Annotated in this window: 17 protein-coding genes and 1 tRNA gene; 8 read left to right on the top strand and 10 right to left on the bottom strand. The window is 30.5% G+C overall.

Going from position 1 to position 25,645, the window contains the following annotated elements; translation table 11 throughout:
* Positions 1-67: 67 nt before the first annotated feature.
* The 6 genes from GOY08_RS09895 to GOY08_RS09920 all read right to left on the bottom strand — a co-directional run bounded on the left by GOY08_RS09895 (position 68) and on the right by GOY08_RS09920 (position 8,388).
* Positions 68-5,101, bottom strand: a complete 5,034-nt coding sequence (locus tag GOY08_RS09895) for an RHS repeat-associated core domain-containing protein (protein WP_158998748.1) — start codon at positions 5,099-5,101, stop codon at positions 68-70.
* 194 nt (positions 5,102-5,295) lie between these two features.
* Complete coding sequence (gene gluQRS / locus GOY08_RS09900; RefSeq protein ID WP_158998749.1) at positions 5,296-6,222, bottom strand: tRNA glutamyl-Q(34) synthetase GluQRS; 927 nt, start codon at positions 6,220-6,222, stop codon at positions 5,296-5,298.
* A gap of 7 nt (positions 6,223-6,229) precedes the next feature.
* Positions 6,230-6,305, bottom strand: a tRNA-Lys gene (locus GOY08_RS09905).
* A 111-nt stretch (positions 6,306-6,416) separates the two neighbouring features.
* Complete coding sequence (locus GOY08_RS09910; RefSeq protein ID WP_158998750.1) at positions 6,417-6,749, bottom strand: ATP synthase F0 subunit C; 333 nt, start codon at positions 6,747-6,749, stop codon at positions 6,417-6,419.
* Positions 6,750-6,954: 205 nt separating this feature from the next.
* A complete protein-coding gene (atpB, locus tag GOY08_RS09915) occupies positions 6,955-7,812 on the bottom strand; it encodes a F0F1 ATP synthase subunit A (protein ID WP_158998751.1) in 858 nt (285 codons plus the stop codon).
* 327 nt (positions 7,813-8,139) lie between these two features.
* Positions 8,140-8,388, bottom strand: a complete 249-nt coding sequence (locus GOY08_RS09920) for a hypothetical protein (protein ID WP_158998752.1) — start codon at positions 8,386-8,388, stop codon at positions 8,140-8,142.
* A gap of 120 nt (positions 8,389-8,508) precedes the next feature.
* On the opposite strand from GOY08_RS09920, the gene dnaA reads away from it, so the two are divergent.
* Positions 8,509-10,035, top strand: a complete 1,527-nt coding sequence (gene dnaA / locus GOY08_RS09925) for a chromosomal replication initiator protein DnaA (protein WP_158998753.1) — start codon at positions 8,509-8,511, stop codon at positions 10,033-10,035.
* Here dnaA and GOY08_RS09930 read toward each other — a convergent pair.
* Complete coding sequence (locus GOY08_RS09930) at positions 10,028-11,113, bottom strand: L-threonylcarbamoyladenylate synthase (RefSeq protein ID WP_158998754.1); 1,086 nt, start codon at positions 11,111-11,113, stop codon at positions 10,028-10,030. The genes dnaA and GOY08_RS09930 overlap by 8 nt on opposite strands.
* 593 nt (positions 11,114-11,706) lie before the next feature.
* Here GOY08_RS09930 and GOY08_RS09935 point away from each other — a divergent pair.
* The 7 genes from GOY08_RS09935 to GOY08_RS09965 are packed head-to-tail and all read left to right on the top strand — an operon-like array spanning position 11,707 to position 22,405.
* Positions 11,707-12,885, top strand: coding sequence for a DNA polymerase III subunit beta (locus tag GOY08_RS09935; RefSeq protein ID WP_158998755.1), 1,179 nt, complete (start codon positions 11,707-11,709; stop codon positions 12,883-12,885).
* A 29-nt stretch (positions 12,886-12,914) separates the two neighbouring features.
* Positions 12,915-15,365, top strand: coding sequence for a DNA topoisomerase (ATP-hydrolyzing) subunit B (gene gyrB, locus GOY08_RS09940; RefSeq protein ID WP_158998756.1), 2,451 nt, complete (start codon positions 12,915-12,917; stop codon positions 15,363-15,365).
* Between the two features lie 22 nt (positions 15,366-15,387).
* On the top strand, positions 15,388-17,862 hold the full coding sequence (gene gyrA, locus GOY08_RS09945) for a DNA gyrase subunit A (protein ID WP_158998757.1): 2,475 nt from the start codon (positions 15,388-15,390) through the stop codon (positions 17,860-17,862).
* Between the two features lies 1 nt (position 17,863).
* The gene (locus tag GOY08_RS09950) at positions 17,864-19,771 is read left to right on the top strand and encodes a hypothetical protein (RefSeq protein WP_158998758.1); all 1,908 of its coding nucleotides are present in this window, start codon (positions 17,864-17,866) and stop codon (positions 19,769-19,771) included.
* A gap of 17 nt (positions 19,772-19,788) precedes the next feature.
* A complete protein-coding gene (gene fsa / locus GOY08_RS09955) occupies positions 19,789-20,445 on the top strand; it encodes a fructose-6-phosphate aldolase (protein WP_158998759.1) in 657 nt (218 codons plus the stop codon).
* Between the two features lie 18 nt (positions 20,446-20,463).
* Positions 20,464-21,309 carry a non-canonical purine NTP pyrophosphatase gene (locus GOY08_RS09960; RefSeq protein WP_158998760.1) on the top strand — a complete coding sequence of 282 codons (846 nt, stop codon included), beginning with the start codon at positions 20,464-20,466 and terminating at the stop codon, positions 21,307-21,309.
* The gene (locus GOY08_RS09965) at positions 21,293-22,405 is read left to right on the top strand and encodes an NAD(P)H-dependent flavin oxidoreductase (protein ID WP_158998761.1); all 1,113 of its coding nucleotides are present in this window, start codon (positions 21,293-21,295) and stop codon (positions 22,403-22,405) included. The genes GOY08_RS09960 and GOY08_RS09965 overlap by 17 nt, the downstream gene beginning before the upstream one ends.
* Positions 22,406-22,461: 56 nt before the next feature.
* On the opposite strand, the gene GOY08_RS09970 is transcribed toward GOY08_RS09965, so the two are convergent.
* From GOY08_RS09970 to GOY08_RS09980, 3 genes are read right to left on the bottom strand one after another with little or no spacing between them, the layout of a single operon-like run.
* A complete protein-coding gene (locus tag GOY08_RS09970; RefSeq protein ID WP_158998762.1) occupies positions 22,462-23,973 on the bottom strand; it encodes a DPP IV N-terminal domain-containing protein in 1,512 nt (503 codons plus the stop codon).
* An 11-nt stretch (positions 23,974-23,984) separates the two neighbouring features.
* Positions 23,985-25,196, bottom strand: coding sequence for a cell envelope integrity protein TolA (locus GOY08_RS09975; protein ID WP_158998763.1), 1,212 nt, complete (start codon positions 25,194-25,196; stop codon positions 23,985-23,987).
* Complete coding sequence (locus GOY08_RS09980; RefSeq protein WP_158998764.1) at positions 25,193-25,639, bottom strand: ExbD/TolR family protein; 447 nt, start codon at positions 25,637-25,639, stop codon at positions 25,193-25,195. The genes GOY08_RS09975 and GOY08_RS09980 overlap by 4 nt, the downstream gene beginning before the upstream one ends.
* Between the last annotated feature and the right edge of the window lie 6 nt (positions 25,640-25,645).

Genomic DNA, 25,645 nt, shown 5'->3' on the forward strand with positions numbered 1-25,645 from the left:
TAAGTTTATCTTATAAGTCAAATAAAATTAATATTAATTTTAGAAAACATCTTTATGGGTTATGGTGTTATTTTGCACTTTCATTATTTCTCATTTTATTTAAGTAATCCATAGTATCTCCTGGTTTCCTTAATATTGTAACTGCGGTTGAAACACCACCAGCCCCCATAGAAAGCCAAAATATTTCTGAAGATATTTTTCCATAGTAATCAGCTTTTTCTTTATTACCATCCCGAGAATAATTTCTAGATACCTCTCCAAAACTTTTTCCACCAGCCCATGCTAAATCACTAACGTAACCTGAAATTTTTTTAACCCCTGTTAAAACTGAACTATTAACAATTGGTTTAAAGACATTGTACATTTCAGGAAGATAATTGCTCGGCAATTTTGCTTTTGCAGTTAGACTTACTACACCATCTGTTGCTGCTGTAGATCCTGCCCTTAGTGCAGCAATATCTATACCAACTCCCGTAATGGAAGCAGCCATCCCTAGTGCAAATCCAGTCCATCCCAATATATGAGCAATGTTATCGTAATGATCTGCATCAGCTTTATTTCCAGCTTCTGCGGCATTTGCCGATTTACGTCCATAAATTTGCCCAGTCATTCCAATCGCACTTGAAGCCAAACCTGCAACAGAAGCGGCTGAAACAGCTATATCAGTTGCAGTTAAGGCGGCTGTACCAGCTATAGCGGGAGCTAAAGTAGTTCCAAGAGTCACTATCGAAAAAATGATACCTAATATTGAAAATCCTATTCCTAAACCAAAAACTATATTTGAAGAGCTTTCACCAGTTGGGTCAAATTTCATTATTGGGTTATTTTCAGCGAAAATATACCCGTTAAATCCGCCTTTGCCATAAGGAGAATTTATATCGTATTGCATAAATCTTCCTAAAGAAGGATTGTAAGCTCTGTAACCTTTTCCTAAAAATTGATATCCAGAATTTTGATCCGTGGTTTCACCATTAAAGCCAATTGTTTCAAGTTGTTTTTGATTTGATGTTGAAAGGTTTGATCTTTCCCCGTATGGCGTATATACATAATTGTCATTTAAGAGTTTTCCATTTTCAAATATTTTAATTACACTTCTTGCTTGATCTAAAAGATAAAATTGAAATTTAGAATCTATATTTTTTCCAACTATATGGCCATTTATATGAAGGTAACTTGTAATAATACCATTTTTATTTTCATTTATTAATCTATTCCCATTAAAATAATAAAAACTTTTATTACCAGATGGATCTACTTGTGAATAAATTTCACCTAATCCATTATAATTATAGGAAGTTGAATTTCCGATTTTATCTATAAAAGTAATTAAACGCTGATAAGGTGAATATTTCATGACATTTCCATCAGCATCTTTTATCATATTTCCATCTACATCATACTCAAAATTTCCAGTATAACTTCTACTTCCAGAAATTTTTAAAGATTCTAATCTCACACCATCTTTTTTATTATATTCATAAGAAATTAAATTCTTTTCTTTATTTTGATATTTAATTTCTACAGCCTTAATATTATTTAAAGAATCAAAAGTATATTCTTCTGAACTTATCTGATTTCCACTTTGATCTTTTGGACATAATGCCCCATCGCAATTGTAATTTGATAAATTATTCATAAAATCATATGAATATTGCTCATTAGCATCAAATTTTTCTATATTATTACTTTTCCTCACTCTTGAGGAAATATTTAGATTTATTGTATACTGATAGTCATAACTTAAAATTAACTCATTTGAATTAGAATACTTCATATTACTTAATAAAGACATAGAATTATATGTATAATCAATTTGAATATTATTAGCCATTATTTTTGTTTTTAGTCTTCCAAAATTATCATAGTAAAATTCTTCGTTTTCTGAATATCCATTAGAGCTAATAAATTCTGCTTTATTTAACTTATTAGATAATGAATCATAGTAATAATTTGAAACTAAGCCATTTATATCTTTTATGCTTAATAATAGACCTGTTTGACTATATTTATAAGAAATATTTTTATTATTGCTATAATTAACTTGTTTTAATTTTCCGTCCAAATAATAAGAATAGTTTGTTTCCCCATTATAGTCCTGCATTTTAATTAATTTTTGTGTATAAATATCGTATGTAAAAGTTGAATTATATTTACTTTCACTTCCAATTACTTCGGTTTTAACTACTTTATTAAAGCCATTATAAGAATACTTAATAATATTTCCTGATTTATTTGTTTTTGTAACTAAATTACCGTAAATATCATATGAATACTTTATTTCTTTATCAAATGCATCTTTCTCAGATATTAACATGCCAATAGAGTCAAATTCTCTACTTCCTAAATTAAATACTTTTCCATCACTTGATTGAACCGATATAGCTAATACTTTATCAGTAAATAGAGGATCATAATTGTAAATTAAAGCGCGGCGATCTTTATATATTTCTTTAATTTTTTGATTAAAAGAATTGTAAATATATTGAACTGAATTTCCATTTACATCAATACTTTGAACTAAATTCCCAAAGTCATCGTATTTATTTGAGCTTGTACTAAATAATCTTCTATTTCCATCTAATATTTCGGTCTTAATAGGTTTGTAGTTATCATCTAAATATTCAACTTTTATAGGTGAATTTTCACCATTTTTAGCAATAACATAAGTTTCTCTTGTATTTAATACATCATCAATTGCAGAAACTTGAGTTTCACCTGATGGAAGAATAATATTTTTTTCTCTACCAAAAAAATCATAATAAAATTGTTTTTTTAGGCTAGAAATATTTCCACTTAGATCATTTTCATAGATTGTTTCACTATCCTTAAATCCTTCTTCAGAATATGTATTTGCTTTAACCAACAAAAAATTTCCTGAGGTATTTGATAAATTGAATAGTTGAATTTCTTTTCCTAAAGAGTCATATACTGTATAGCCGCTATATCCATTAGGATTTTTGAACATTACTACAGAAGAACCATAACCTAACCCATAATTACTATCATTTAGAAAATACGAAAAATAAGTAATTAATGAATTTTCGTTCGAATTAGGCTTAATTTCTTCTTTTATCATTCTTCCTAAATCGTCATATTGATATTTAACATTAATACCATTTAAATCAGTTTTTTCAAATTCTTTTTTGCTAAATGTGTTAACTTTAGATGATTCTTTAGCAAGTAATTGTCCTGCATTATTATAGTATGAGTTATCAGTAATAGTATAATAACTTTGCACGTTATAATTAGTATTTTTTATACTTACTTTACATTTCCCATTACTTCCAGCAAATGTTTTAACATATAATGGAAGAGAAAATGGTTTTACTAGACTACTTATATTACCTATATTTTTAGTATAACTCATTAATTCAGTCTTTATAACTTTTCCACATTCAGCTTCATTAATTTTACAAATAATATCACTAGATCTTGTAACTTTTGCCTTTAATCTTTGTTTATTTAATCCAATATTATTTAAATAATTTTCATATGAATATTCAGTTATAATAGATCTTTTATCACTATTTGAAGAAATAACTTCTCTTTCAAGTAAAAAAACAAAATCATTATTAAACTTTTCTTTGGATAAATATTGATAACTTTTAATTAATCCCGTCGGTTCGACTACTTGTAAAATATTTCCATAATCATCATATTGATATTTATAACTTTCTATCCGATTACCCGAATTATTTTTAAAAGTAGTTCTTATTTCTATTGGGAAATTATAATTTGAATTTAAATTATCAAAATTTTTGTTTTCCCAATCTTGATACTTGTATTCCTTAATTTTTACAATATCTTCATTTTGTTTTATAGTTTCTGATAAAATTTGATGATAATGATTATAATTTCTAATTGTCCTTAATTTTTCATGATTTGGAGCATTTTTAATTTCAATTGTTGAATAAGTATATGTGTTTGGTGTTTGAAATAAAGAATCTTCTCCTTCTTTATAACCATTAAAACCTTTTCCTAAATAATTAGATATATTTTGGTTATACTCATAAGAAATAGTATCATTTAAAGTTGAAATTCCATCTATATTTTTGGCAATTGATAAAAATGTAGTATGAATTTTTGAAACAGCAGGAAATGAAATTCCTTTTTTAGACGAATTCAATCCGCCTTTTAAGTAATTTATTAATACTGATGTACCTGTTGGGTAACTTATCCTTGTAATTAAATAGTCAGTTGGAAAGTCATCTTCTTTGTCAGCATTATATAAAAAAGACATTGATTGTTTTATAGGATTAGTTATAGAAGTAAGTAAATTTTTACTAGAAGATTTTGCTAATTTTGTTATTGCAGAGGTATTACCATTATTTACTTTTATTTCAACATAAGCATTACCAACGTATGAAACTTCCAATGAATTCAATTCAATGTTTGATCCATTATTTTTATAATAAATTCTTTCTAAATTATTTAAGTTAGTATAAGAAAAATTAGCAATAAACCCTTCTAAATTGGTAATAGATTGAAGATTACCATACAATCTATCTATAACTTCCGTTTTTCCATCTTTATATTTTAAAATAATATTATTTTGATTCACTGATACTATTAAATCTTTTAATTTATAATATTTTAAAACAGATTTTCCTAAATCTAATTTATACGAACTTCCATTCGATAAATATAGCATACTTGTCTTTGAATCAAAATAAGTTAAGTTCCAAAACCAACCTTTTCCTAAACCAAACCTATCACTATTATTCGCTAGAGAAGAATATACTAATTTTAAATCAATTGAAGGGGATTCATACCCTGACCCAGAAATATTGCCTATATTATAACTAATATTTAAAGCTCCAGTTCTAGGATCTACATTTTTTGTTAAATCTTTAAAATTATTTGCATCGCTTAGATTGTTTATATTTGAAAAGTTTTCTGAAGAAGAAGCAGAAGTTTGTACTGAGCCTTGATTCTGAGCCATAGCTTTAAATTTAGTTCTACTTCCCAGTGAATCATTTCCATAAATTATTTCAGTGGCTTTTGATATACTTAATGCATATATGTAAGATTGAAATTGAAGAAAAGAGGTTAAAATAATACAAAAGATAGCTAAAAATCTTTTAAATCTATTACTCTTCATTTAGCACCAAATGAATTTGTTATATGATATTATATAACAAAGAATTATCATTCAGTTTAAGAAAAACTTGATTACATGGTAATTAAAAATGAATTAATTTAAATCAAAATTGTTTATAAGTATCTAATAATATTATATTATATAAATATTTATCTTTTCTAATCTATTATCTTCAATGATATTTAATTGTTATATTATAATGTAGAGTTCAATTCTTTTGATTTAGTTTGAAACATCAGATTTAAGTTGAGGTTTTTAATGGCATAATTAATTATCTCTTTACAATTATAGGAGTTTTTTCTTAAATGCCTCAAAGCATTCTCTTCTAAACCTAGAAAATCTAAAGCTTGAATTAAATTTTTTTCGGGAGTTTGAAGATTTAATGGTTTCGCTTTGTTTTGTTTAGATAACTTATTCCCAAACATATCAATAACTAAAGGTATATGAAAATATTCTGTTCTTCTAAAGTTTAATAAATTTTGGAGATATATTTGTCTTGGTGTCTGCACAAATAAATCATAACCCCTGACAACTTCAGTAATATTTTGAAGTTCATCATCTATTACTACTGCTAATTGATATGAAGCAAAGTTTTCTTTGCGCCAGATTATAAAATCACCTACATCTCTTTCAATATTCTGTGTAAAAAAGCCCTGTAAGTGATCATAAAATGAAATATTTGATGGCTCTGTTTTTACTCTATATGATTGATTACTCGAAAATTGAATATTTTTTCTGAAGCAAGTTCGTTGATACAAATACTCACCAGTTTCAATGTTTTTTACACTTTTTTGGAGATCTTTTCTTGAGCAATTACAGATATACACTTTATTTTCTAAAGATAGTTTATTTAAATATTCTTTATAAATATGAGATCTATTAGATTGATATACAATCTCATCATCCCATTGAAAACCATGCTGTAACAAAGAATTTATAATAGAAAGATCAGACCCTTTTTGATTTCTATAAATATCAACATCTTCTATCCTAAGTAACCATTTACCTGAAAAAGATTTTGCTCGTATATAGCTTGCTAATGCAGTGACTAAAGATCCAAAATGAAGATCTCCAGTAGGAGAGGGTGCAAATCTGCCAATGTAGGGAGTATTTATAGTCATAATGAGATGGTGAAGGGTCAGGGACTCGAACCCTGGACCAAGAGATTAAGAGTCTCTTGCTCTACCAACTGAGCTAACCCTCCATATGTTTTTCTTTTGTTATCTAAGATACATCTTTAAGTCAAGATTTAGAATAGAAAAAAGCTCAAATCCTAATTAGGCTTTGAGCTTTTAAATGAATCAAAAATAAATTATTATTTACCTAAAATTAAGAAAGCAATAATTAACCCCAAAATTGCTTGGAATTCAATCAATGCCATTGCTAACAAGAATGGAGTAAAAATTTTGTTGTAAGCTTGTGGATTACGACCAATACTTTCTAAAGCTCCTTTAGCAGCATGACCTTGTCCTTGACCAGCACCAACAACTGCTAGTCCAATAGCTAAACCAGCACCAATTAATTTTAGACCTGTTCCTATAGACATTCCATCAGCAGCAGCTGTAGCAGCTTCATTTGCTAATGCAGGCATGCTTATCAAAAGGGCAGTTGCTGCTGAAGTTGAAATTAATGCTAATTTTCTTTTCATATCTTTCTCCTAAAAACAAAAAAATTTATTTTACACACTATTCTTTTGTTTACATGCAGAATTCTAGTTCTCATGTAAAGATTCAATTAAAATTGAATCACTCTTTGCAGAGTATGGAAATTATTAATTCAAATTATATTCCGAACAGTTAAGAACAATTTGAAGCAACAATCCTTTAATTTTCAAAAACCTTCGGAACAACACATTAGTGATGTTCTTTGGATTCAAGAGCTAACTTAATATAGACCGCGCTAAGGGTCATGAAAATAAATGCTTGTAGACAAGCAACAAATGTTCCAAAACCAAGAAAAATTGCAGGTATTGGCATAAACGGAATATAAAGATCTTTCATTAGTCCAGAGAATATTGCAAAGACAAAGTGATCTCCGGATATATTTCCAAAAATACGCAAAGATAATGATACTGGTCTAGAAAGTAAACTTATAAATTCAATCAAAAACATTAATGGAGCCATCCATAAAACTGGACCAGCCAAGTGTTTTATATATGAAAATCCAGCTTCTTTTAACCCATAGTAGTTAAAGTAAACAAAAATAGCTATTGCAGCAGCAAAAGTAAAAGACATACTTGCTGTAGCAGGAGAAAATCCAGGCATTACACCAGATAAGTTTGATATTATTAGTACAAAAAAAGTACCACCTAAAACTCCAACAAAACGAATCCAATTTTTTTCACCAATAGTAGATTCTAAAGTTGAAGATACTACAGACCAACACAATTCAAGAAATGCTTTCAAACCAAATTTTTTAGGAGGTAATAGCTCCTCATCGGACATTTCTTCAGGTTTCATGCTTGAAAAACCTGAGAATACTGCAATCGCTGCGACTAAAAAAACAGCAAAAGCGGAAGCAAAAACTGGGGACCATTGTTCAGCTTTTAAGCTTGCTAGTGTAGCTGGCATATCTGGATTAAAAAACACAAAAAACTTTTCTAAAATTTCATGATACCAATTCACAACATGCACTCCTGAAGACTCTGCATAGGCTGCTTGTGCAACAACTATTGGAAACAACGCTAATATACTAATAATTTTACGTTTCATAATGTAGATAGAGGATCCCTTCGTAAAATATCAAAGCAAACAAAAGCCAATTACCTTAAGGAAGCTTTTCTTGCAAGTAGGTAGAGCAAAAAGCTGACAAAATATGTTGCAATAAAAAAACACAAGTAAAAAATAATATTTTGAGCAGGGCAAGTATAGACTAAATAAGCAAGAAGAGTAAATCCTGAAAATTTTGTGAGCATAGCCCAAAAATTATTAAAAATTTTGCTATTTTTACCATTAGTTAGAAGAGTGGACTTTGTCTTTATGTACACTCCTGACATAATGAGGATGGCTGCAAGACAAAAAAGACTAATCATAATTAATTTACTCATTTTTATTATCCTCTTCTGCCCTGTTCATCAAAAGTCGAATGCTTCTAAAAATACCGAAAAAACTTGAAACCAAACAAACTATGGTCAAGAAAGATTTGATATATAGTGGTTGTATTGGAACAATTGCAAATAGATTCTTCCCAAATTCAGTATCAGCAAAAACCCATATAACAATGATAAAGATGACTGTCGATGTAAATTGTCCAATCAAAAGTGCTATTGTTTTTAATTCAGCGTTCATAAATTATTTACCAAAAATTAAGCAAAACACTTGACCTCACGTTTGTCGATCGTAAGAATCATTGGATATGTTTGGGCCGAAAGTCTTCCTGGCTCCTAAACCCGCAAAGAGGTTTCTAACATGATAGATAAAGATTCAAATCAAGTTTTTATAGATAAATTACGCTCAAGATTTGTTGAGCTTGGATTATCTAAACAAACTGCTGCAAAAATAACCAAATTAGTTACCCCTGTAAAGGTTGATGGAAAGACTATTATTTCATACTGTTCTGAACCTTTTTATAAAGACCATATCATTTCTCCTAAACTTGATGAAATTGAAAAAATTGCAAGAGAATGTTGGGGAGCTGAATTTTCATTTAAAATAGAAGACTTTCCTTTAAATGATGCAAAAATTATAAAAACTAATTTTAAAAAAGATCAAAATGAAAACACAATAACACTATTTCCTGATGATAACAATTACATTACAGAAAAAAGAAAAAAACTTAAAAATAAAACAATTAATCTTGATAAAAATGTAAATAACTCATTAAATATTGAAGTAAATAGTGAGAATAAAGTTACAGATGAAAAAGTTTTATCAATAGTTTCATCAGAAAAACCAAGAACTTTAGATGCTACTCAAAACTTTGGTACTTTTATTCGTTGTGAAAGCAACTTAGTTGCATATTCTGCCTGTGAAGCTGTTGCAAAAAATCCAGGAAATCTTTCAAATCCTTTGTTTATTTATGGAGCGACAGGTCTTGGTAAAACGCATCTTTTACACTCAGTAGGTAATGAAATTTTACAAAAAATACCAGATGCAAAAATTCTTTATATTACTAGTGAAGATTTTGTTAATGATGTTATTCATCGAGGAATTCGAGTAGGTAAAATGGATGAAGTTCGTTCAAAATATAGTGCTTGTGATGTTCTACTTGTAGACGACATTCAGTTTTTAGAGAAAAAAGATGCTTGTCAGATAGAATTTTTTCATACATTCAATGAACTCTATCAAAAACGGAAACAGATTGTTATCACCAGTGACAAATTTCCTAAAGACATTCCTAACATAGAAGAAAGATTAAAAAGTAGATTTTTACAAGGTTTATTAGTTGATATTGAACCACCAGGATTTGAAGATAGAGTTGCTATTATTGAAACAAAAGCTAATTTGTTAGGTTTAAAAATAAATCAAGAAATTTCATTTTTAATAGCAACACATGCAAAAACAAACGTAAGAGAGATTCAAGGACTATTGAAAGATTTATTAATGAATCAACATATGACGGGAAGAAGTCCTACAATTGAATCTGTTACTATAATTTTAAAACGCAGATTTCCAACAGGCTCAATGGAATCTACAATTGACACAACTGCAATTCAAAAAGTTGTTGCTAATCATTTCCAAATTAAAATGTCTGATTTAATGGGTCAAAGTCGCCAACAAAAATTTGTTGTAGCTAGACATATTGCTATGTTTTTAGCCAAAGAGCTTTTAGGTTTGCAAATTGTAGCTATAGCCAATGCTTTTAGTAAAAAAGATCACACTACTGTTTTGCATGCTATGTCAAAAGTTAAAGAATTATTAGATAAAGATGATGAATTTAGAAGTAATTTCTTACAAATAAAAAGAAAAATTGAAGCCTTAATGCAATCTAATTAATTGCTACATATTTACCTGACGCGGCTCTATATATTCTATCAAATATAGCGCTTAATTCTTCATCATTTTCTTCTGAAAAATCTGGTAATAAAATATACTCTGCATTTTGTTCAATCTCGCTTTGTCTTAAAAAACTAAACAAGTTTTTACTTGCTTCCAAATTATTTCCACTTTTAGAAAGATCATAGTATTTTAAAACCTGTTCAGAGTATTCTATATTTTTCATATTAAAATCAATTAAAATTGTTTTTCTAAGTAATGACTTTAAAAATATATCAGCACTAATATTATTTTTTTTATTTTTATCAGCTAAGATAAAGGATTCAATATTAGGTGAATAATGTGTTAATAATTGCCCCGGAGAATCTAATTTTTCATCTTCAGAGTAATTAGAAACAATTGTTTTTTTTACTCTTTTTAAGCTGAATGATATGTTACTTTTCTGTAAAATTGATGAAATTTGTAATGTACTAATGAATCCTGGTCTTAATAAATGAATTTCATAATCTTCCATAATTTTAATAATTGTTGATTCAATTCCAATTTTACAATCATGATCTTGTTCTAAAATAATTAATTTTTCTTCATTGCCTAAATCATCCATTACATGTTGAGCCTTTGTTGGGCTAACGTGGCCAAATTTATTCGCACTTGGAGCAGCTATAGGTAATTTAGACAAACTCAGTAGCTTTAATGCTGTTTCTCCATTAGGAATTCTTAAAGCGACAGAATCACCTCCAGCTGTCACTATTTTTGGCAAATATCTGGAAGCTTTAACTATGATTGTTAAAGGACCAGGCCAAAATTGGTTCCCCAATATGTCAAAACATTGTCTTTGAAAAGCAGTCATTTCTGTTAAGCTTTCTGCTTGAACCATTCCACTTAAGTGAACAATAAGAGGATCTGATTTTGGTCTACCCTTTGCAAGAAAAATCTTTTCAAGGGCTTTTTCATCTAGTGCATTTGCACCCAGTCCATAAACGGTTTCAGTTGGAAAGGCGACTAGTTCTCCTGATTGTAGAAACTGGGAGCATTCTTCAAGTGACTCAGGTTTTAAAGCAGTTACAATTTTTGCCACATTCATCTCCAAATTTTTATTCATTTCGAGTTCTTAAAAGACTTATCCACATGTTATCCACATAGATCATCTATCCACAGGATGTTCGCATTTTTTCCATATTTTAGAATGATTTTCAATGTTTTTCGAAAAAGTTATCCACATTAAAAACCGAAGTTATCCACATAACCTCAAACTAAAAAATATTATATAACATCACTAACGGGAATTTCTACGACCACTTTTGGGTATGTGGATAACATGTGGACAACGTGTGGACAACATGTGGACAAGTATTATTGATTAATTTTTTAGCATCAACTTATCCACACTAAAATTGAGTTCTCCACATTCTATCCACAGGTTTTCCACACGTTATCCACACGAATTTCATGCAAAAAATAACACTTTAGTTCATGAATTAATAAGGAAAAAACTTCTTGCAACTCAAGTTATCCACATAAAACACACTCACCTACTACTACTTCTAATATTTTGTTTTTAATTTTTTAATTAAGTGTATAAGAAGAGTTCCCCAATCAATCATGCTTGAACAGCTGTAGACAATGGGTTAAGCAAGTCACGTACAGGTAAATTTTTTTAAAGGTGGACATATGTTTAAAAAGAGCAAACGTTTTTTTTCATCCGACGTCCAAAGCATAAGCCCTGAAATATCAGCTGAGTTTGACAGGGACAAATTGGCGAGTGCGTTATTGTCAGTAAGTGCTGCGCAAATAGACCCTGATATCGGATGGGTTCAATTATCTTTTTCTGGTGGAAAAAAAGTTATTATTTCCTCTATAAGTCATAATTTAGCAATTAAATGTGAAATTGAAGCTCCGTATTCAGGACAAGGTGTAATTAAAGTTTCAGGTAAACAGTTTTCTGATTATGTGAAACAATTACCATCTACCAAAGTATTTTTAAAAGCAGAATTACCATCAAGAATACATTTAAAATGCGGAAGAAGTTCTGCAAAAATTCAATTAGTACATGATCAGTCACAAAGTAAAATTGACATTCCAGATGCTGGAACAACGGTTAAAATTAAAGGTAATTTTATAGAACGTTGGGTTTCTAGTTTTAAAGATTTTGTTTCTGTTGATGATAATCGTTTCTATGCAAATGGAGCATTGATTTGGGCAGAAAGAAATTCTGAGGGGGGTTTACACGCAGTTGCCAGTGATGCTCTTCGATTGGCTAAGGCCTCTTTAACTGAGGGAATTCAAATCTTAAATTTAGATAGCAGCCAAGTTTTAGTCCCAAAAAAAGCTTTGGATGAATTAAAAAGAGTAGCAAATATAATGCCAGAGACAGATTTTATTTTAAAATGGCATGAAAAAGAATTATTTTTTTCAGTCGAAGCCGATGATTATACAATGTTTGCAAAGTGTATTGCTGGTCAATATCCACCATATGAAGCTGCAATCCCTCAACAAATTAATACTGAAATTCAATTAGATCTTAAATCTATTCAAGATAGTGTGAAAAGATCATTATTATTTGCTGATAAAAATAAAGTCATGAAATTTCATTTTGAAAACTCTCTTCTTACGATGGCTAGTTCAACTCCCGGTCAAAAAGAAGGTGAAGAAGTTATTGAGATGAGTTCTTCTATAGCATCTCCGTTTGAAGTAAACTATAACGGTCATCTGATTATAGGTATTTTAGGTGTTTTATCGGGCTCAAGAGTCAATTTTGCTTGGGAAAACATGAATAGACCTGTTAAAATTACTGGCGAAAGTCAAAGGGGATTGGAAGTATTCTACCTTTTGGTTCCTGCACGTTTTTAAGTTTTCAATTTTTTTTAAAGAAATGAGCTATGTTTAATAAAAATAAAGCAATTGTTTATGATCCAAATAATAGTCAGAAGAATGATGATGGGTATGGTTCTTCAAACATTACAGTTTTAGAAGGTCTAGAAGCTGTAAGAAAAAGACCAGGCATGTATATCGGAAATACAGGATCTGTTGGTCTTCATCATTTAATATATGAGATTGTGGACAATTCAATCGACGAATATTTAGCCGGACATGGTTCGCAAATTGATATTACTTTGCATTTAGACGGAAGTGTTACCATAGCTGATAATGCAAGAGGAATTCCTGTAGATAAACATCCTTCAGGTAAAAGTGCATTAGAAGTTGTTATGACTATTCTCCATGCAGGTGGAAAATTCGATAATGAAATTTATAAAACATCTGGTGGTTTACATGGTGTTGGAGCTTCTGTTGTAAATGCTTTATCTAGTTATTGTAGGGTTGAAGTCAAAAAGAATGGTGGCGTTTATGAGCAAGAATATAAATGCGGTATTCCTCAATTTGAAGTAAGAAGGATAGGGGATACCAATGCTCATGGTACTTGTACAACTTTCAAACCAGATCCCACAATTTTTCAAGAAACAACTGAATTTAGTTTTGATTATTTATCTTCTAGATTAAGAGAACTGTCCTTCTTAAACAAAGGTATATGTATAAAACTTGTTGATGAAGTAAAAGATAAGTCCCAAGAATTTAAATATGAAGGTGGATTAGTTAGCTTTGTCGAATATTTAAATAGAAGCAAAGTCGTAATTCATACAAAACCTATTTATATGTTAGTTGATAAAGATGAAACTGTTGTGGAAATAGCGTTACAATGGAATGATGGATACTCTGAAAATGTTTATTCCTATGCAAACAATATTAATACTATTGAGGGCGGTGCGCATTTAACAGGATTAAGAGGTGCTCTTACAAGAGTTGTAAATCAATTAGCATCTGCAGATAAAAATGCACAAAATTTGAAAGAGGGTTTATCTCCCGACGATATTCGTGAAGGACTTACTGGTGTTGTTCATGTAAAACTTAGAGATCCTCAGTTTGAAGGGCAAACTAAAAATAAACTTGCCAACTCTAGAATTAGAACTTTGGTTGAAAGCTCTTTAAATGAAAAATTAACTGATTATTTTCATGAAAATCCTGATATAGCAAAGAAAATTGTATCAAAAATAGTGGATGCAGCTAGAGCTAGAATTGCTGCGCGTAAAGCAAAAGAATTAACTAGAAGAAAAAGCGCTCTAGATTTAGGTGGTTTACCTGGAAAAATAGCTGATTGCCAAGACAGAGACCCTGCTAACTGTGAATTATTCATAGTGGAAGGTGATTCTGCTGGTGGTTCAGCAAAACAAGGAAGAGACAGAAGAACTCAAGCTGTATTGCCATTAAAAGGTAAAATATTAAATGTCGAAAAAGCTACAACTGATAAAATGCTTTCAAATCAAGAAATTCGTTTATTAGTTCAAGCTTTAGGAACTGGCATTGGTCGTCACGATAATGATGTTGATATTTCTAAACTTCGTTATCATAAAATTGTCATCATGACAGATGCCGATGTTGATGGAGCCCACATTAGAACTCTCTTTTTAACTTTCTTTTATAGACAAATGCAGGAAGTAATTAAAAGAGGACATTTATATATTGCTCAACCACCTTTGTATCGATACAAAAAGCAAAAAGTTGAACGTTACTTAAAAGATGATGTCGCTCTTGAGAAATTTTTAGTTGAAATAGCTATGCAAGACGCTTTTATCCTTGATGGAAAAGATCAAACAATTGAAATTTCAGTTGTGAAAAATATGTTATCATGTGTTGAAAGAAGAAATAGAATATCAAGTATTCTCTCTCGCAGAAGAAGTAATGTATTTATTAATTTTTTAAGTAATCATAATTCTATTTCACCTGAAACATTTTATAATAAAAATGGGTTCGAAAAATTTGTTGAAGAAATTAATTTGCATTGTTTAAAATATGGACATGTTCATACAAGAATTGATTTTGATAGTGAGCATAACAGATATTTTGCAACAATTGATTTACAACTATCTGGTAAATCATATCATTTTAAATTTGATTTTGACTTCATAAGTTCTTCTGAATTTGAGGAATTAAAAAGACTTTCTAAACAATTAGAAACAACTTTTCAACTACCTCTAAAATATTCTCATGATAAAAAGACTAAATCTGTTACTTCATGGATTGAATTAAGAGAGTTTCTTCTTGCTGAAGGTAGAAGTGGTGCATATATACAACGCTATAAAGGTTTAGGAGAAATGAATGCTGAACAGTTGTGGGAAACAACTATGCAGCCCTCAACCAGACAATTTCTGCAGGTCACCATTGAAGATGCAATGGAAGCAGACAATATATTTTCTATGCTAATGGGTGATGATGTTCCCCCAAGAAAAGAATTTATTGAAGCTAATGCCTTAAATGTTAGAAATCTAGATACCTAAATTGAAAAAGTTGGAAAAAAATATGTCACTAGAAAAAACAAGTGTGCTTTCTGCTAATATTAATGATGAAATGAAAAATGCTTACTTAGATTACGCTATGAGTGTGATTGTAAGTCGCGCTTTGCCAGATGTACGTGATGGTATGAAACCTGTTCATAGAAGAGTTTTATATGCCATGTATGAACAAAATAACGTATATAATAAACCATTTAAAAAATCGGCTCGTATAGTCGGTGACGTTCTGGGTAAGTATCATCCCCACGGCGATTCAGCTGTTTATGGTGCTTTGGTGCGTTTAACTCAAGACTTTTCTATGCGCTATCCTTTAATTGATGGCCAAGGAAACTTTGGTTCTATCGACGGCGATTCTGCTGCGGCAATGCGTTATACAGAAATTCGTCTCGCAAAAATATCCGAAGCTTTAATGGCAGATATTGAGGAAGATACTGTAGATTTCGGTCCTAACTATGATAATAGTGAAGTTCAGCCGCTCGTTCTTCCTACTGTGTTACCTCAATTATTGATTAATGGACAAAGTGGTATTGCAGTAGGTATGGCTACAAATATTCCACCACACAATCTTGGTGAAGTCCTTGATGCATTATTGCATTTACTTGAAAAACCAAAGGCGACAATTGAACAGCTCATGCATTATATAAAAGGCCCTGACTTTCCAACTTATGGAATGATTTGTGGTTTAAAAGGGATTCAAGATGCATATAGAACTGGACGCGGCAGCATAGTTGTGCGTGGTAAAGCTGTTGTAGAAGCGACAAAAGGCGGTAAAGAGCAAATTATTGTTACTGAATTGCCTTATCAGGTGAATAAGCTTACTTGGATTGAGAAAATTGCTGAATTAGTCAAGGAAGAGGAAATTCAAGGTATTTCAGATATCCGTGATGAAAGTAGCAAAGAGGGAATTCGAGTAGTCATTGAAGTTAAAAAAGGTGAAAACGCTGAAGTTATCCTGAATCACTTATACAAAAGAACTCGTTTACAAGACTCCTTTGGCGTGAATATGGTTTGCATAGTCAGAGGCGTGCCTAAGTTACTAAATATTAAAGACACTTTAGAATGCTTTTTAGAACATCGCCTTGAAGTGATTACGCGTAGAACAAATTATCGCTTACGCAAAGCCGAAGATCGTTTGCATATTTTAGAAGGTTTAAAAATAGCAGTTGATAATATTGATCGAGTTGTTGCTGTTATACGTGGTGCTGAAAGCCGAGAAGATGCAAAAGAAAAATTAATCTCTTCATACTCACTTTCAGAAAAACAAGTCACTGCAATTCTAGACATGCGTTTAGTTCAATTAACGGGCTTAGAACGTTCAAAAATTATCGCCGAACATCAAGAAACCTTAGAAATTATAGCTGATTTGAAAGATATTTTGAGTAAGCCTGAAAGAGTAAGAGCTATTGTTAAAGAAGAATTTTTAAATTTAAAGAGTTTGCATAGTGATAAACGGAGAACTGAAATTGTAACTGAAGCCGGAGATGTTGACATTGCTAGTCTTATCCCACCAGCAGATGTATTTATTACTTTCTCCAGTTCTGGCTATATAAAAAGAGTAAATCAAGACGAATTTAGAACACAAAATAGAGCAGGAAAAGGAAAAACAGGCGCTGCATTAAAAGAAAATGATGCCGTTAAATTTACATTCCACGCACATACACATGACTATGTTTTAATGTTCTCAAATCTTGGTAAAGTTTATAGCTTCAAAGTTTATGAATTACCAGAAGCATCTGCAACTGCTCGCGGGAAATCAATCAATCAAATATTGACTATGTCTAGCAATGAACAAATTACCGCAATGTTACCTGTAAAAGAATTTGTTGAAAATAGACATATTTTGATGGTGACTAAACAAGGAACAATCAAGAAAACTGAATTATCATCTTTTTCAAATATCCGTGCAGGTGGTTTAAGGGCTGTTACGTTAGAAGATGGTGATACTCTTGTTTCAGTTAAAATTACTTCAGGAACAAATGAAATCATAATTGCTACCGCAAATGGTCAAGCAGTTCGCTTTGATGAAGATGATGTGCGCTCAATGGGAAGAACTGCAAAAGGTGTAAAAGGCATTACTCTCGACGAAGATGAAAAGGATTATGTTGTTGCTGCTGAAGTTGTTCAACCTGAAAAATGCCTATTAGTCGTTACAGAAAATGGTTATGGGAAACGGAGTAAGCTAGATGAATATCGCAAGACAAGCAGAGGCGCAAAAGGCGTTAAGACTATCAAAATAAGTGAACGTAACGGAAAAGTGATTAGCATGATGCCTGTTGCCGAAGATTCAGACATTATGTTAACCACAAATACTGGTAGAGTTTTAAGAATAGCTGTTTCTTCTTTAAGAATTATGGGTAGAGTTACTCAAGGCGTATGTTTAATGCGTATTTTAGAGGGAGAAAAAATAGTTTCCGTATCAACTCCTAGTGAATTTGATGAAACTCCTGTAACGCAATTAGATTCTTCTGAAGAAGTCGAGTAAAATGAAAAATAAAAAAACTTTTAGAAATTTTTTTTGTATAATAAATGTTTTAGTCATATTTTCTTTTTTAGCTTGTAGTAAAAGACCTCTTGCTCCAAAAATAGGTGACAATATTTCCTTTCCTGGAAAGTTGGTTGCTTTAGACTCTACGCATTTCTTGTTGCTAAACACTGTTGCTAATAATGCATATAGGGATGGAAGTATACAGTTGTATTCCGTAAATTCTGCAGGTGCTTATACCTTAATGAATTCGTTGTCTATCCCTACACATGCTTCAGATATTGCTGTATCGAAAGATGGAAAGTTAGTAGCAGTATCATTTGATGGTACCTACAAAACAACAAATATTCTATTTTATAATTATAGTAACCTGAATAATCCAACTGCAATAAGTAATTTAAATTTATCTTTAGACAATGCTGGTGGAAAACAATCGGTAAAAAATTTAAATTTCTTTCAAAGAAATAGTGATAATAATCATTATATATATGGCACAATAAATTCATTTACCAATGATGATGGTACAAATGGAAATATTCCTGCTAGAACATTTTTAGCACAAATTGATCAAAATTATTCTAATGCTAATTTGTTAATTATGCTTTCCTATGGAGTAAATGATAGATTATCTTTAGCACCAAAATCAGATTCCCTGTTGACTAATAATGGAAATAATGGCGTACAATATACATTTGGGTATTCTGCTCCTACTTATGTTGGAAGTAATTTAGATTTATTTGTAGCCTTTCCAACTGGATCTATGGGCGGTTATAGTAGCGGTAGTAATACATTTCCTTATCTGCCAGATCCTTTAACTTATTTTTCAGCTAAGGGTAATACTACAGCGACCTGTAATGGATCTCCCTGCACTACAACTTCAGACTTACGTACGGTTTCAATGGCTGTAGTTTATATGAAAGATCTATTAGCTGGTGTTGGTGTAAATAATTCAACCTATTTTGTTCCTTTAGCATGGAATCAAAATATTATGCCTTATAACTCATATACAAATGGAAAAATAATTCAAGCGCCAAACAATGCGAGTGATTCTGACTTAAATTCTTTTGCCTTTCAAACCGGTTTTTGGAGTTCCTTTTGGGCAAATACAGTGAATAATGGAAGTGGATTTACTGCCTGTTACACTACTACTCCTACTGCAGTTAGTAACCAGAATAGTATTTTAGGTGATAACACATTATTGGTTGTAAAAAATGGTTCAAATGGAGCAAATGACCTTTCTGCTGATGGTGGAAAAGGAGGTTTAGGAAATGAAGTTATAGGTATAAGTGGATTGGATATTTTACTGTCGAATATTACAGATATAAAAGCAATTAAAACAAGTTCTAATGGTGGTGAATCCGATTTTAAAACCATAGTTAATTATCAAGTAATTGACTTAAATAATTCAAAAGCACAATCATTTATTTCAACTTCAAAATGGATTAATCAGCAAGGTTCAAATTTACAAAATAAAGGCCCTCTCTCTCCATTTATCTATTCACGAACAACAAATGCACAAAATGCTGCTGGGAATAATCTTTTTGATTCTACGCCTTCAGGTATTTTAAATTTGGGAGTTCTAAATTTTGGAGGAAATACTTGTCGACCATATTGGGCTAGATCGACGAATATGGTGGGAGCAATGGGACGCGAAACTTCTTGGTTAACCGCAAATCCATTCTCATTTACTTCAGCAAGTAGATATTACAACATTTTCCCGAACCTACTTCAGTCTGTCGATCCTACAAAACTTTCTGTTTATTCTTTTAAACCTGGTTCTGGTTCTCAATCTTGTGTTGAGTTAAATCCTACAACAAATACACCAAAAGTTTTTTGTGCAAATTTTTTGACTTCTGATCTTTCTAAATTTAGTGTTAGCCAAAGTGATCCAGTATTTACTTCATATTAATTAAATTGGAAGATATTATGAAAATATTTATTGATTCTGCTGATATTAATGAGATTAAAGCGGTTGCTGAACTAGGGGTTTGTGATGGAGTTACAACTAACCCTACATTAATTGCCAAATCTGGGCATGATTTTAAAAGTATTCTTTTAGAAATAATTAATATTATTCCAGGCCCTGTTTCAGCTGAAGTCATTTCAGCTGATGCCAAGGGAATGCTAAAAGAGGCTGAAGAACTTGCTAAAATTGCAAATAGTATAGTGATTAAATTACCCTTAACACAGGAAGGCTTAAAAGCATGTAAAGCCTTAACAGGAAAAGGGATTAAAACTAATGTAACGTTATGCTTTAGCGTTGGACAAGCTCTTTTAGCTGCAAAAGCAGGCGCAACTTATGTTTCTCCTTTTATAGGTAGATTAGATGATATTGGTGAAGAAGGAATTCGTTTGATATCAGAAATAAAAGAGCTTTATTCTGCTCATAAAGTTGAAACAAAAATATTAGCAGCTAGTATTAGAAATCCAAGGCACGTAACAGACGCGATTATTGCAGGGGCAGATATTGCTACTATTCCATATAAAGTTCTTTTACAATTATATAAACATCCTTTAACTGAAAAAGGTTTATCACAATTTTTAGAAGATTGGGAAAAATCTGGTCAAAAAAATATTGTGTAAATAAGATAAATAATAATCATGACTATTTTAATATATACAGGAAATTCAGGAAAACTTTCTGAATTTAAAAATAAGATTGCATCGAAAGATGCAATTATAGGATTAACAGAGTTAGCAAAAGTTACTGAACAAAAGTTGCCAGAAGCAAATGAAAATTCAGATTTATTTAGTACAAATGCATTTATTAAGCTTTATAAAGCATTAGAATTTATTTATTGTAATAAAGATCATAATATTGTTCGTGATATTAAATCAGTTATAGTTGATGATTCTGGATTATGTGTACCTAAATTAGGTTTTCTGCCAGGGGTGCATTCAGCTACTTATGGTGGTTTACCGCGCAGTGATGCTAATAATAGAGAAAAACTTGCTAATGAAATAAATAAAAATTTTAATTTATCAAGAGAAATAGAACATAGATTGCAAGCTTTTTTTGTTTGTTTTTTATTTGAAATCAAAATACATGATATAGAAAAATTTTCTTTCATTAAAAATAGTTCCTTTATTCAAGCTTCGCAATTTGTAAATGCTGAATTAGAAATGTTTGAGAAAAAATTGTTAGATTCTGTGAATTTGTTAAATGTAGGAAACTATAAACATTTGAATTTAAGTTTTAATTCTTTTCACCCAACTTTTCCTAAAGAAAATTTAGTAGATATTTATTTTGGTTATTGCTGTGGGGAAGTTTCAAATCGAGAGCAAAATCTCATTCCTGGTGCTGGTCATGGTTATGACTCTCAATTTTATTCAAATGCATATAAAAATCTTTCATTTGCAAGTATAACATTAGAAGATAAAAATACAATTAGTCACAGAGCTTTTGCTATGGAGGCTTTAAATAAATCCTATGGGGAAAATAAATAAACCAAAAATTTTTAGCGATGAATTTTATTATAAATTTGGTATAAAATTTCCAATTATTCAAGCGCCAATGGCTGGAGGAGGATCTAGTCCAAAACTTGTTTCAGCTGTCGGAAATAATGGTGCACTTGGTTTTTTAGCAGCTGGTTATTTATCTGCTGATGATTTAGAAAAACAAATATTAGAAACGAAGAAACTAACAAAAAAACCATTTGGAATAAATTTATTTATTATAGAAAGAGAAAAGTTACTTAAATTAAAAAAACCTTTAAATATAATTAATATTGAAAAAGAATTAGGAATTTATAAAAATAGTTTATACCAAGAAGTTATTCTAGATGAAGAAATAGAAAAAAAAATAGATATAATTATTAAGCATAATATTCAATTTGTAAGTTTTACTTTTGGATTACCAGATAAAAAGTATCTAAATTTACTTCATCATAATTCAATATATTTAATTGGAACAGCAACTAATATTATCGAAGCCAAAATTATTGAAAATGCAGAACTAGACGCTATCGTTGTGCAAGGAGTAGAAGCTGGTGGGCACAGAGGTTCCTTTTTAAATCATGATATGAATGATGAAATAGGATTATTATCATTACTTGAAGAGTGTTCAGAGCTTTTAAAATTACCAATTATTGCTTCTGGTGGAATAGTTAGTGGTAAGTCCATGTTGGCTGCAAAAATATTAGGAGCTAAAGCTTTTCAGATAGGAACAGCCTTTTTACTTACAGAAGAAAGTGGAATTTCTTTAAAATATAAAGAAGCCCTGTTAAATTGTCACGCGCATGAAACAGTTTTAACAGATAAAGTTTCGGGGAAAAAAGCAAGAGGTAAAAAAAATATTTTAATTAATGAATTAGAAATAAAAAAAGGCGCTAAATTTAAATTTCCTGTACAGAATTTTTTTACAAAAGAATTACGGGCATATGCAAATAAAAATAATTTAGATGAATATTTATCACTCTGGTGTGGACAAAGTGTGTGGAAAATCAAACAGGTAAAATCAGTAGCAAAATTGATTGAAGATCTTACTATTGAATTTAATGAAGCATTAACATCTTGTACAAAAAATTTAGATTTGCTCAAATAAAAGAAACGAAATAAAGGCATTTTCTCAATATGAAAAAAAAGAAAATAATAAAGAAATTATTCTTCTTCAAATTCTGTTAAGGATGGTCCCCAAGAAGGTTGTTTTGCTTCAATTAATGGGATGTCTAATGCTTTTTGAAATGCTCCATCTTTATTCATAACATACAACTTTTTTGGACCATTTCTTGCCCCTTTTAATGTTCTATCAGATTGAAAAATAATAAATCTGCCATCTGGAGACCAAGATGGTTTTTCATTGTCACCTTGATTTAAAGTTAAGCGTTCTATTTTGTTGCCATCAGCATCAATTTTAAATAAATCCCAACGATCAATATCTCTATCATAACTTGCAAATGCAATTGACTTACTATCAGGAGTCCAGCTGGCCGAAGCATTGTACCAACCTGCATAGGTGATACGTTTTGTTTCATTCGATACAAGATCTTTTATAAAAATCATTGGTTTCCCAAATTTTGTACTTGTATAAGCCAATAGTTTTCCATTAGGAGAAAATGCAGGTTCCACTTCAATTTGACTTGTATCTAAAAGTAATTTTTTGTTACCTCCAAATTTATTCATAGTGAAAATATGTGTGGCTCCTGCAGGTGTACTTGCAGAAAAAGCAATGGTGTTTCCATCTGGAGACCACGATGCTCCGGAACTATTTTGAATGTTACTTACAAGTTTACTTTCTTGTTTTGATATTAAGTCATAATTATATATTTCTGGTTTTCCAGATTTATAAGAAGTATATGTTATTTTTGTACCATCTTTTGCCCAAGTTGGGCTAATATTTACAGCTCCGTTATTTGTAATTTGTTTAAGATTACCACCATCAAAATCAGCAATAAAAATTTGTCCATATCCAGAGGATTGTTTTTTTCCAACAAAAACAATTTGTGACATAAATGGCCCTGGAGTTCCTGTTAATGCTCCTACAAGGACATCACCAAATCTTTTTAATGCGATATCAGCTGTTTTCATATTTAAATTAGTATATAATTTACCAACTAATTGATTTTGAGATTTAACATCAAATAGTCTAAATTCAATATTAAATTTATTTAAACTTGATGCTGGTGTAAATTTACCAATAATGACATATTCAGCTTTTAATAATTTCCACTGAGCTGCTTGAAAAGGTTGTAAAGCAATATTTGCAGTTTTTGGAAAGGATTCTAAAGGAATAAATTCAAACCAATTAGTGAATCCAAGAATAGAATTCATGCGTTTAGTGAAATTGTTTAAATCATTTTTGGAAATAGGAACAGCCTTGTCTGTACTTTGAAAATAAGGAATTGCTATTCTTATTTTTTTAACGCTAGGCGCACCTACATCAATTGTATTGTCTAATTTACCTTCAGAAACAAGATCTTCTCCTTCTAAATTTCTTTTAGTATTTTTAGGAGAATTTTTATTACTAGATTCTTTTTGAATTGATTCAAAAGAACTTGATTTTCCTTTTATATTAAAAGAAGAATCTGTTTGGGAATAAGCAATTAAGGGCATTTGAATTGTACTTAAAGCACAAATAAAATAGAAAAATTTATGAGAAATTTTTTTGGTCATAGTAAATCCTTCTAGCGAACGTCTTTAGGAGTATACATTGCTTCAAAGCTTTTAGGTGGATTTATATCTTTGGGAGGTGGCTGAGATAACGGAAAAGTACTTTCAACAGCACTTAATGCCAATTGATCAAATTCTTTATTTCCACTTGATTTTACGACTTTTGGTTTTCCAATAAGATGGCCATATGGATTGACTGTAAACTCAATTCTGGCTTTTAAAGCAGGATTGAAATTGCTACCTTCAGAAACGCTCCAGTTTTGCTTTAATTGTCTTCCAATGTAAGCTTTATAACTATTGTAGCTAATACTACTTACCTTACCTTCTAGAACCCCTGATGGAGCTTCTGCAAATGGACTATCAGGTATGTCACTTGGTGATGCAAAAGGGGATTTAGGAATACTATTTTTTTCAATTTTAGAACCTTCAGGTTTTGCTAAATTTTTTTCGCGAATACCATCAGCTTTTTTTGTACTTTCTTTACGAGTATCAAGCTCTTTTCTTTTTAAAAAATCATCTAGTTTTACCTTTTGTTTATCTTGGTCGGGTAGGGGGCCTAGAGGTTTGTCTTTATCCATTTTTTCTTTAGGATCTTTTTTTTCAGCAACTTTTTTTCGCTCATTTTCTCTATAAACTAAATCACTATTTGGATTATCTATGGCCTCATTTTTTTCTTCAGCATTTGGGGAAGTATCAGGAGCGATGTTTTTTGTTAATTGTTGCAATTCCCTGATTGTTTTTGTTGCTTCAGTTTCACCTTCATTTTTGTCATTAGTATTTTGCACAGTTTGGGCTGCATTTTCATTTAAGCCAAATGTTACTTCAACTATTTCAGGTTTTTCTTCTGTTATTTTTGAAACATACGCTGTTATAAAGAATGATGCAACAAAAAGAATATGAACTACAAGGGCAATTAAAAAATAAAATTGTCCTGTTTTATAATATCCACTAATTTCAAGCTGAGATAAAAAAGGTATTTTAAATGAATTTGATTTAATATCAATTAAAGGTTGTTTTATTCTTTTATTCAAAGGTAATTCATTTATTTTTATGTATCTTGGACCAGAAAAGGAATGATCAATAAAAGGTGCTTTATCAGGATTTGAAAAATATATATTAGCCTTTGCTGAATAAGTCGATTTGTTAAATTTGATCATGTTTTTTTCATCGACTTCAGGAAAACGATAAGATTTTAAATCTAAATGTAAATTTTTATAATCATTCATTTTTTATCACGTTTATTTTCGCCAACCATTCCAATTCTTTCAATGCCAGCTTTTTGAGCTGCGGTCATTGCTGCCATAACTTTTCCATAAGGAACACCGTTATCAGCACGAATAAAAATAGAAGGATGTTCTTTATCTTTTGTAGAATTCTTTAATACTGTAACAAGATTTACATCTTTTATAAACTCTTTACCTATGTAGTAATCGCCATTTTTATTTATGGACAAAATTAAGCTTTCGCTAGACATGGATAATGGCTTTGATTGTGATGTTTTTGGCAATTGTACATTAACACCAGATATAGCAAATGGAGCTGTTACCATAAAAATAATTAATAAAACTAAACAAACATCAACGAAAGGAGTCATGTTAATTTCTGAAATAAAATGACTTTTCCTTCTATTTTCAGATGAACTAGTATCATTATCAATTTGAAAAGACATATCATT

It is taken from the genome of Pigmentibacter ruber (genome assembly GCF_009792895.1).
Classification (GTDB): Bacteria; Bdellovibrionota_B; Oligoflexia; order Silvanigrellales; family Silvanigrellaceae; genus Silvanigrella; species Silvanigrella rubra.

Bases quoted from the DNA above. Each gene is read 5' to 3' on its own strand.
- GOY08_RS09970 (WP_158998762.1), bottom strand. From the start codon at position 23,973: ATGACCAAAAAAATTTCTCATAAATTTTTCTATTTTATTTGTGCTTTA.
- dnaA (WP_158998753.1), top strand. From the start codon at position 8,509: ATGATAGATAAAGATTCAAATCAAGTTTTTATAGATAAATTACGCTCA.
- gluQRS (WP_158998749.1), bottom strand. From the start codon at position 6,222: ATGACTATAAATACTCCCTACATTGGCAGATTTGCACCCTCTCCTACT.
- gyrA (WP_158998757.1), top strand. From the start codon at position 15,388: ATGTCACTAGAAAAAACAAGTGTGCTTTCTGCTAATATTAATGATGAA.
- fsa (WP_158998759.1), top strand. From the start codon at position 19,789: ATGAAAATATTTATTGATTCTGCTGATATTAATGAGATTAAAGCGGTT.
- GOY08_RS09935 (WP_158998755.1), top strand. From the start codon at position 11,707: ATGTTTAAAAAGAGCAAACGTTTTTTTTCATCCGACGTCCAAAGCATA.
- GOY08_RS09950 (WP_158998758.1), top strand. From the start codon at position 17,864: ATGAAAAATAAAAAAACTTTTAGAAATTTTTTTTGTATAATAAATGTT.
- GOY08_RS09960 (WP_158998760.1), top strand. From the start codon at position 20,464: ATGACTATTTTAATATATACAGGAAATTCAGGAAAACTTTCTGAATTT.
- GOY08_RS09895 (WP_158998748.1), bottom strand. From the start codon at position 5,101: ATGAAGAGTAATAGATTTAAAAGATTTTTAGCTATCTTTTGTATTATT.
- GOY08_RS09965 (WP_158998761.1), top strand. From the start codon at position 21,293: ATGGGGAAAATAAATAAACCAAAAATTTTTAGCGATGAATTTTATTAT.
- GOY08_RS09920 (WP_158998752.1), bottom strand. From the start codon at position 8,388: ATGAACGCTGAATTAAAAACAATAGCACTTTTGATTGGACAATTTACA.
- gyrB (WP_158998756.1), top strand. From the start codon at position 12,915: ATGTTTAATAAAAATAAAGCAATTGTTTATGATCCAAATAATAGTCAG.
- GOY08_RS09975 (WP_158998763.1), bottom strand. From the start codon at position 25,196: ATGAATGATTATAAAAATTTACATTTAGATTTAAAATCTTATCGTTTT.
- GOY08_RS09910 (WP_158998750.1), bottom strand. From the start codon at position 6,749: ATGAAAAGAAAATTAGCATTAATTTCAACTTCAGCAGCAACTGCCCTT.
- atpB (WP_158998751.1), bottom strand. From the start codon at position 7,812: ATGAAACGTAAAATTATTAGTATATTAGCGTTGTTTCCAATAGTTGTT.
- GOY08_RS09980 (WP_158998764.1), bottom strand. From the start codon at position 25,639: ATGTCTTTTCAAATTGATAATGATACTAGTTCATCTGAAAATAGAAGG.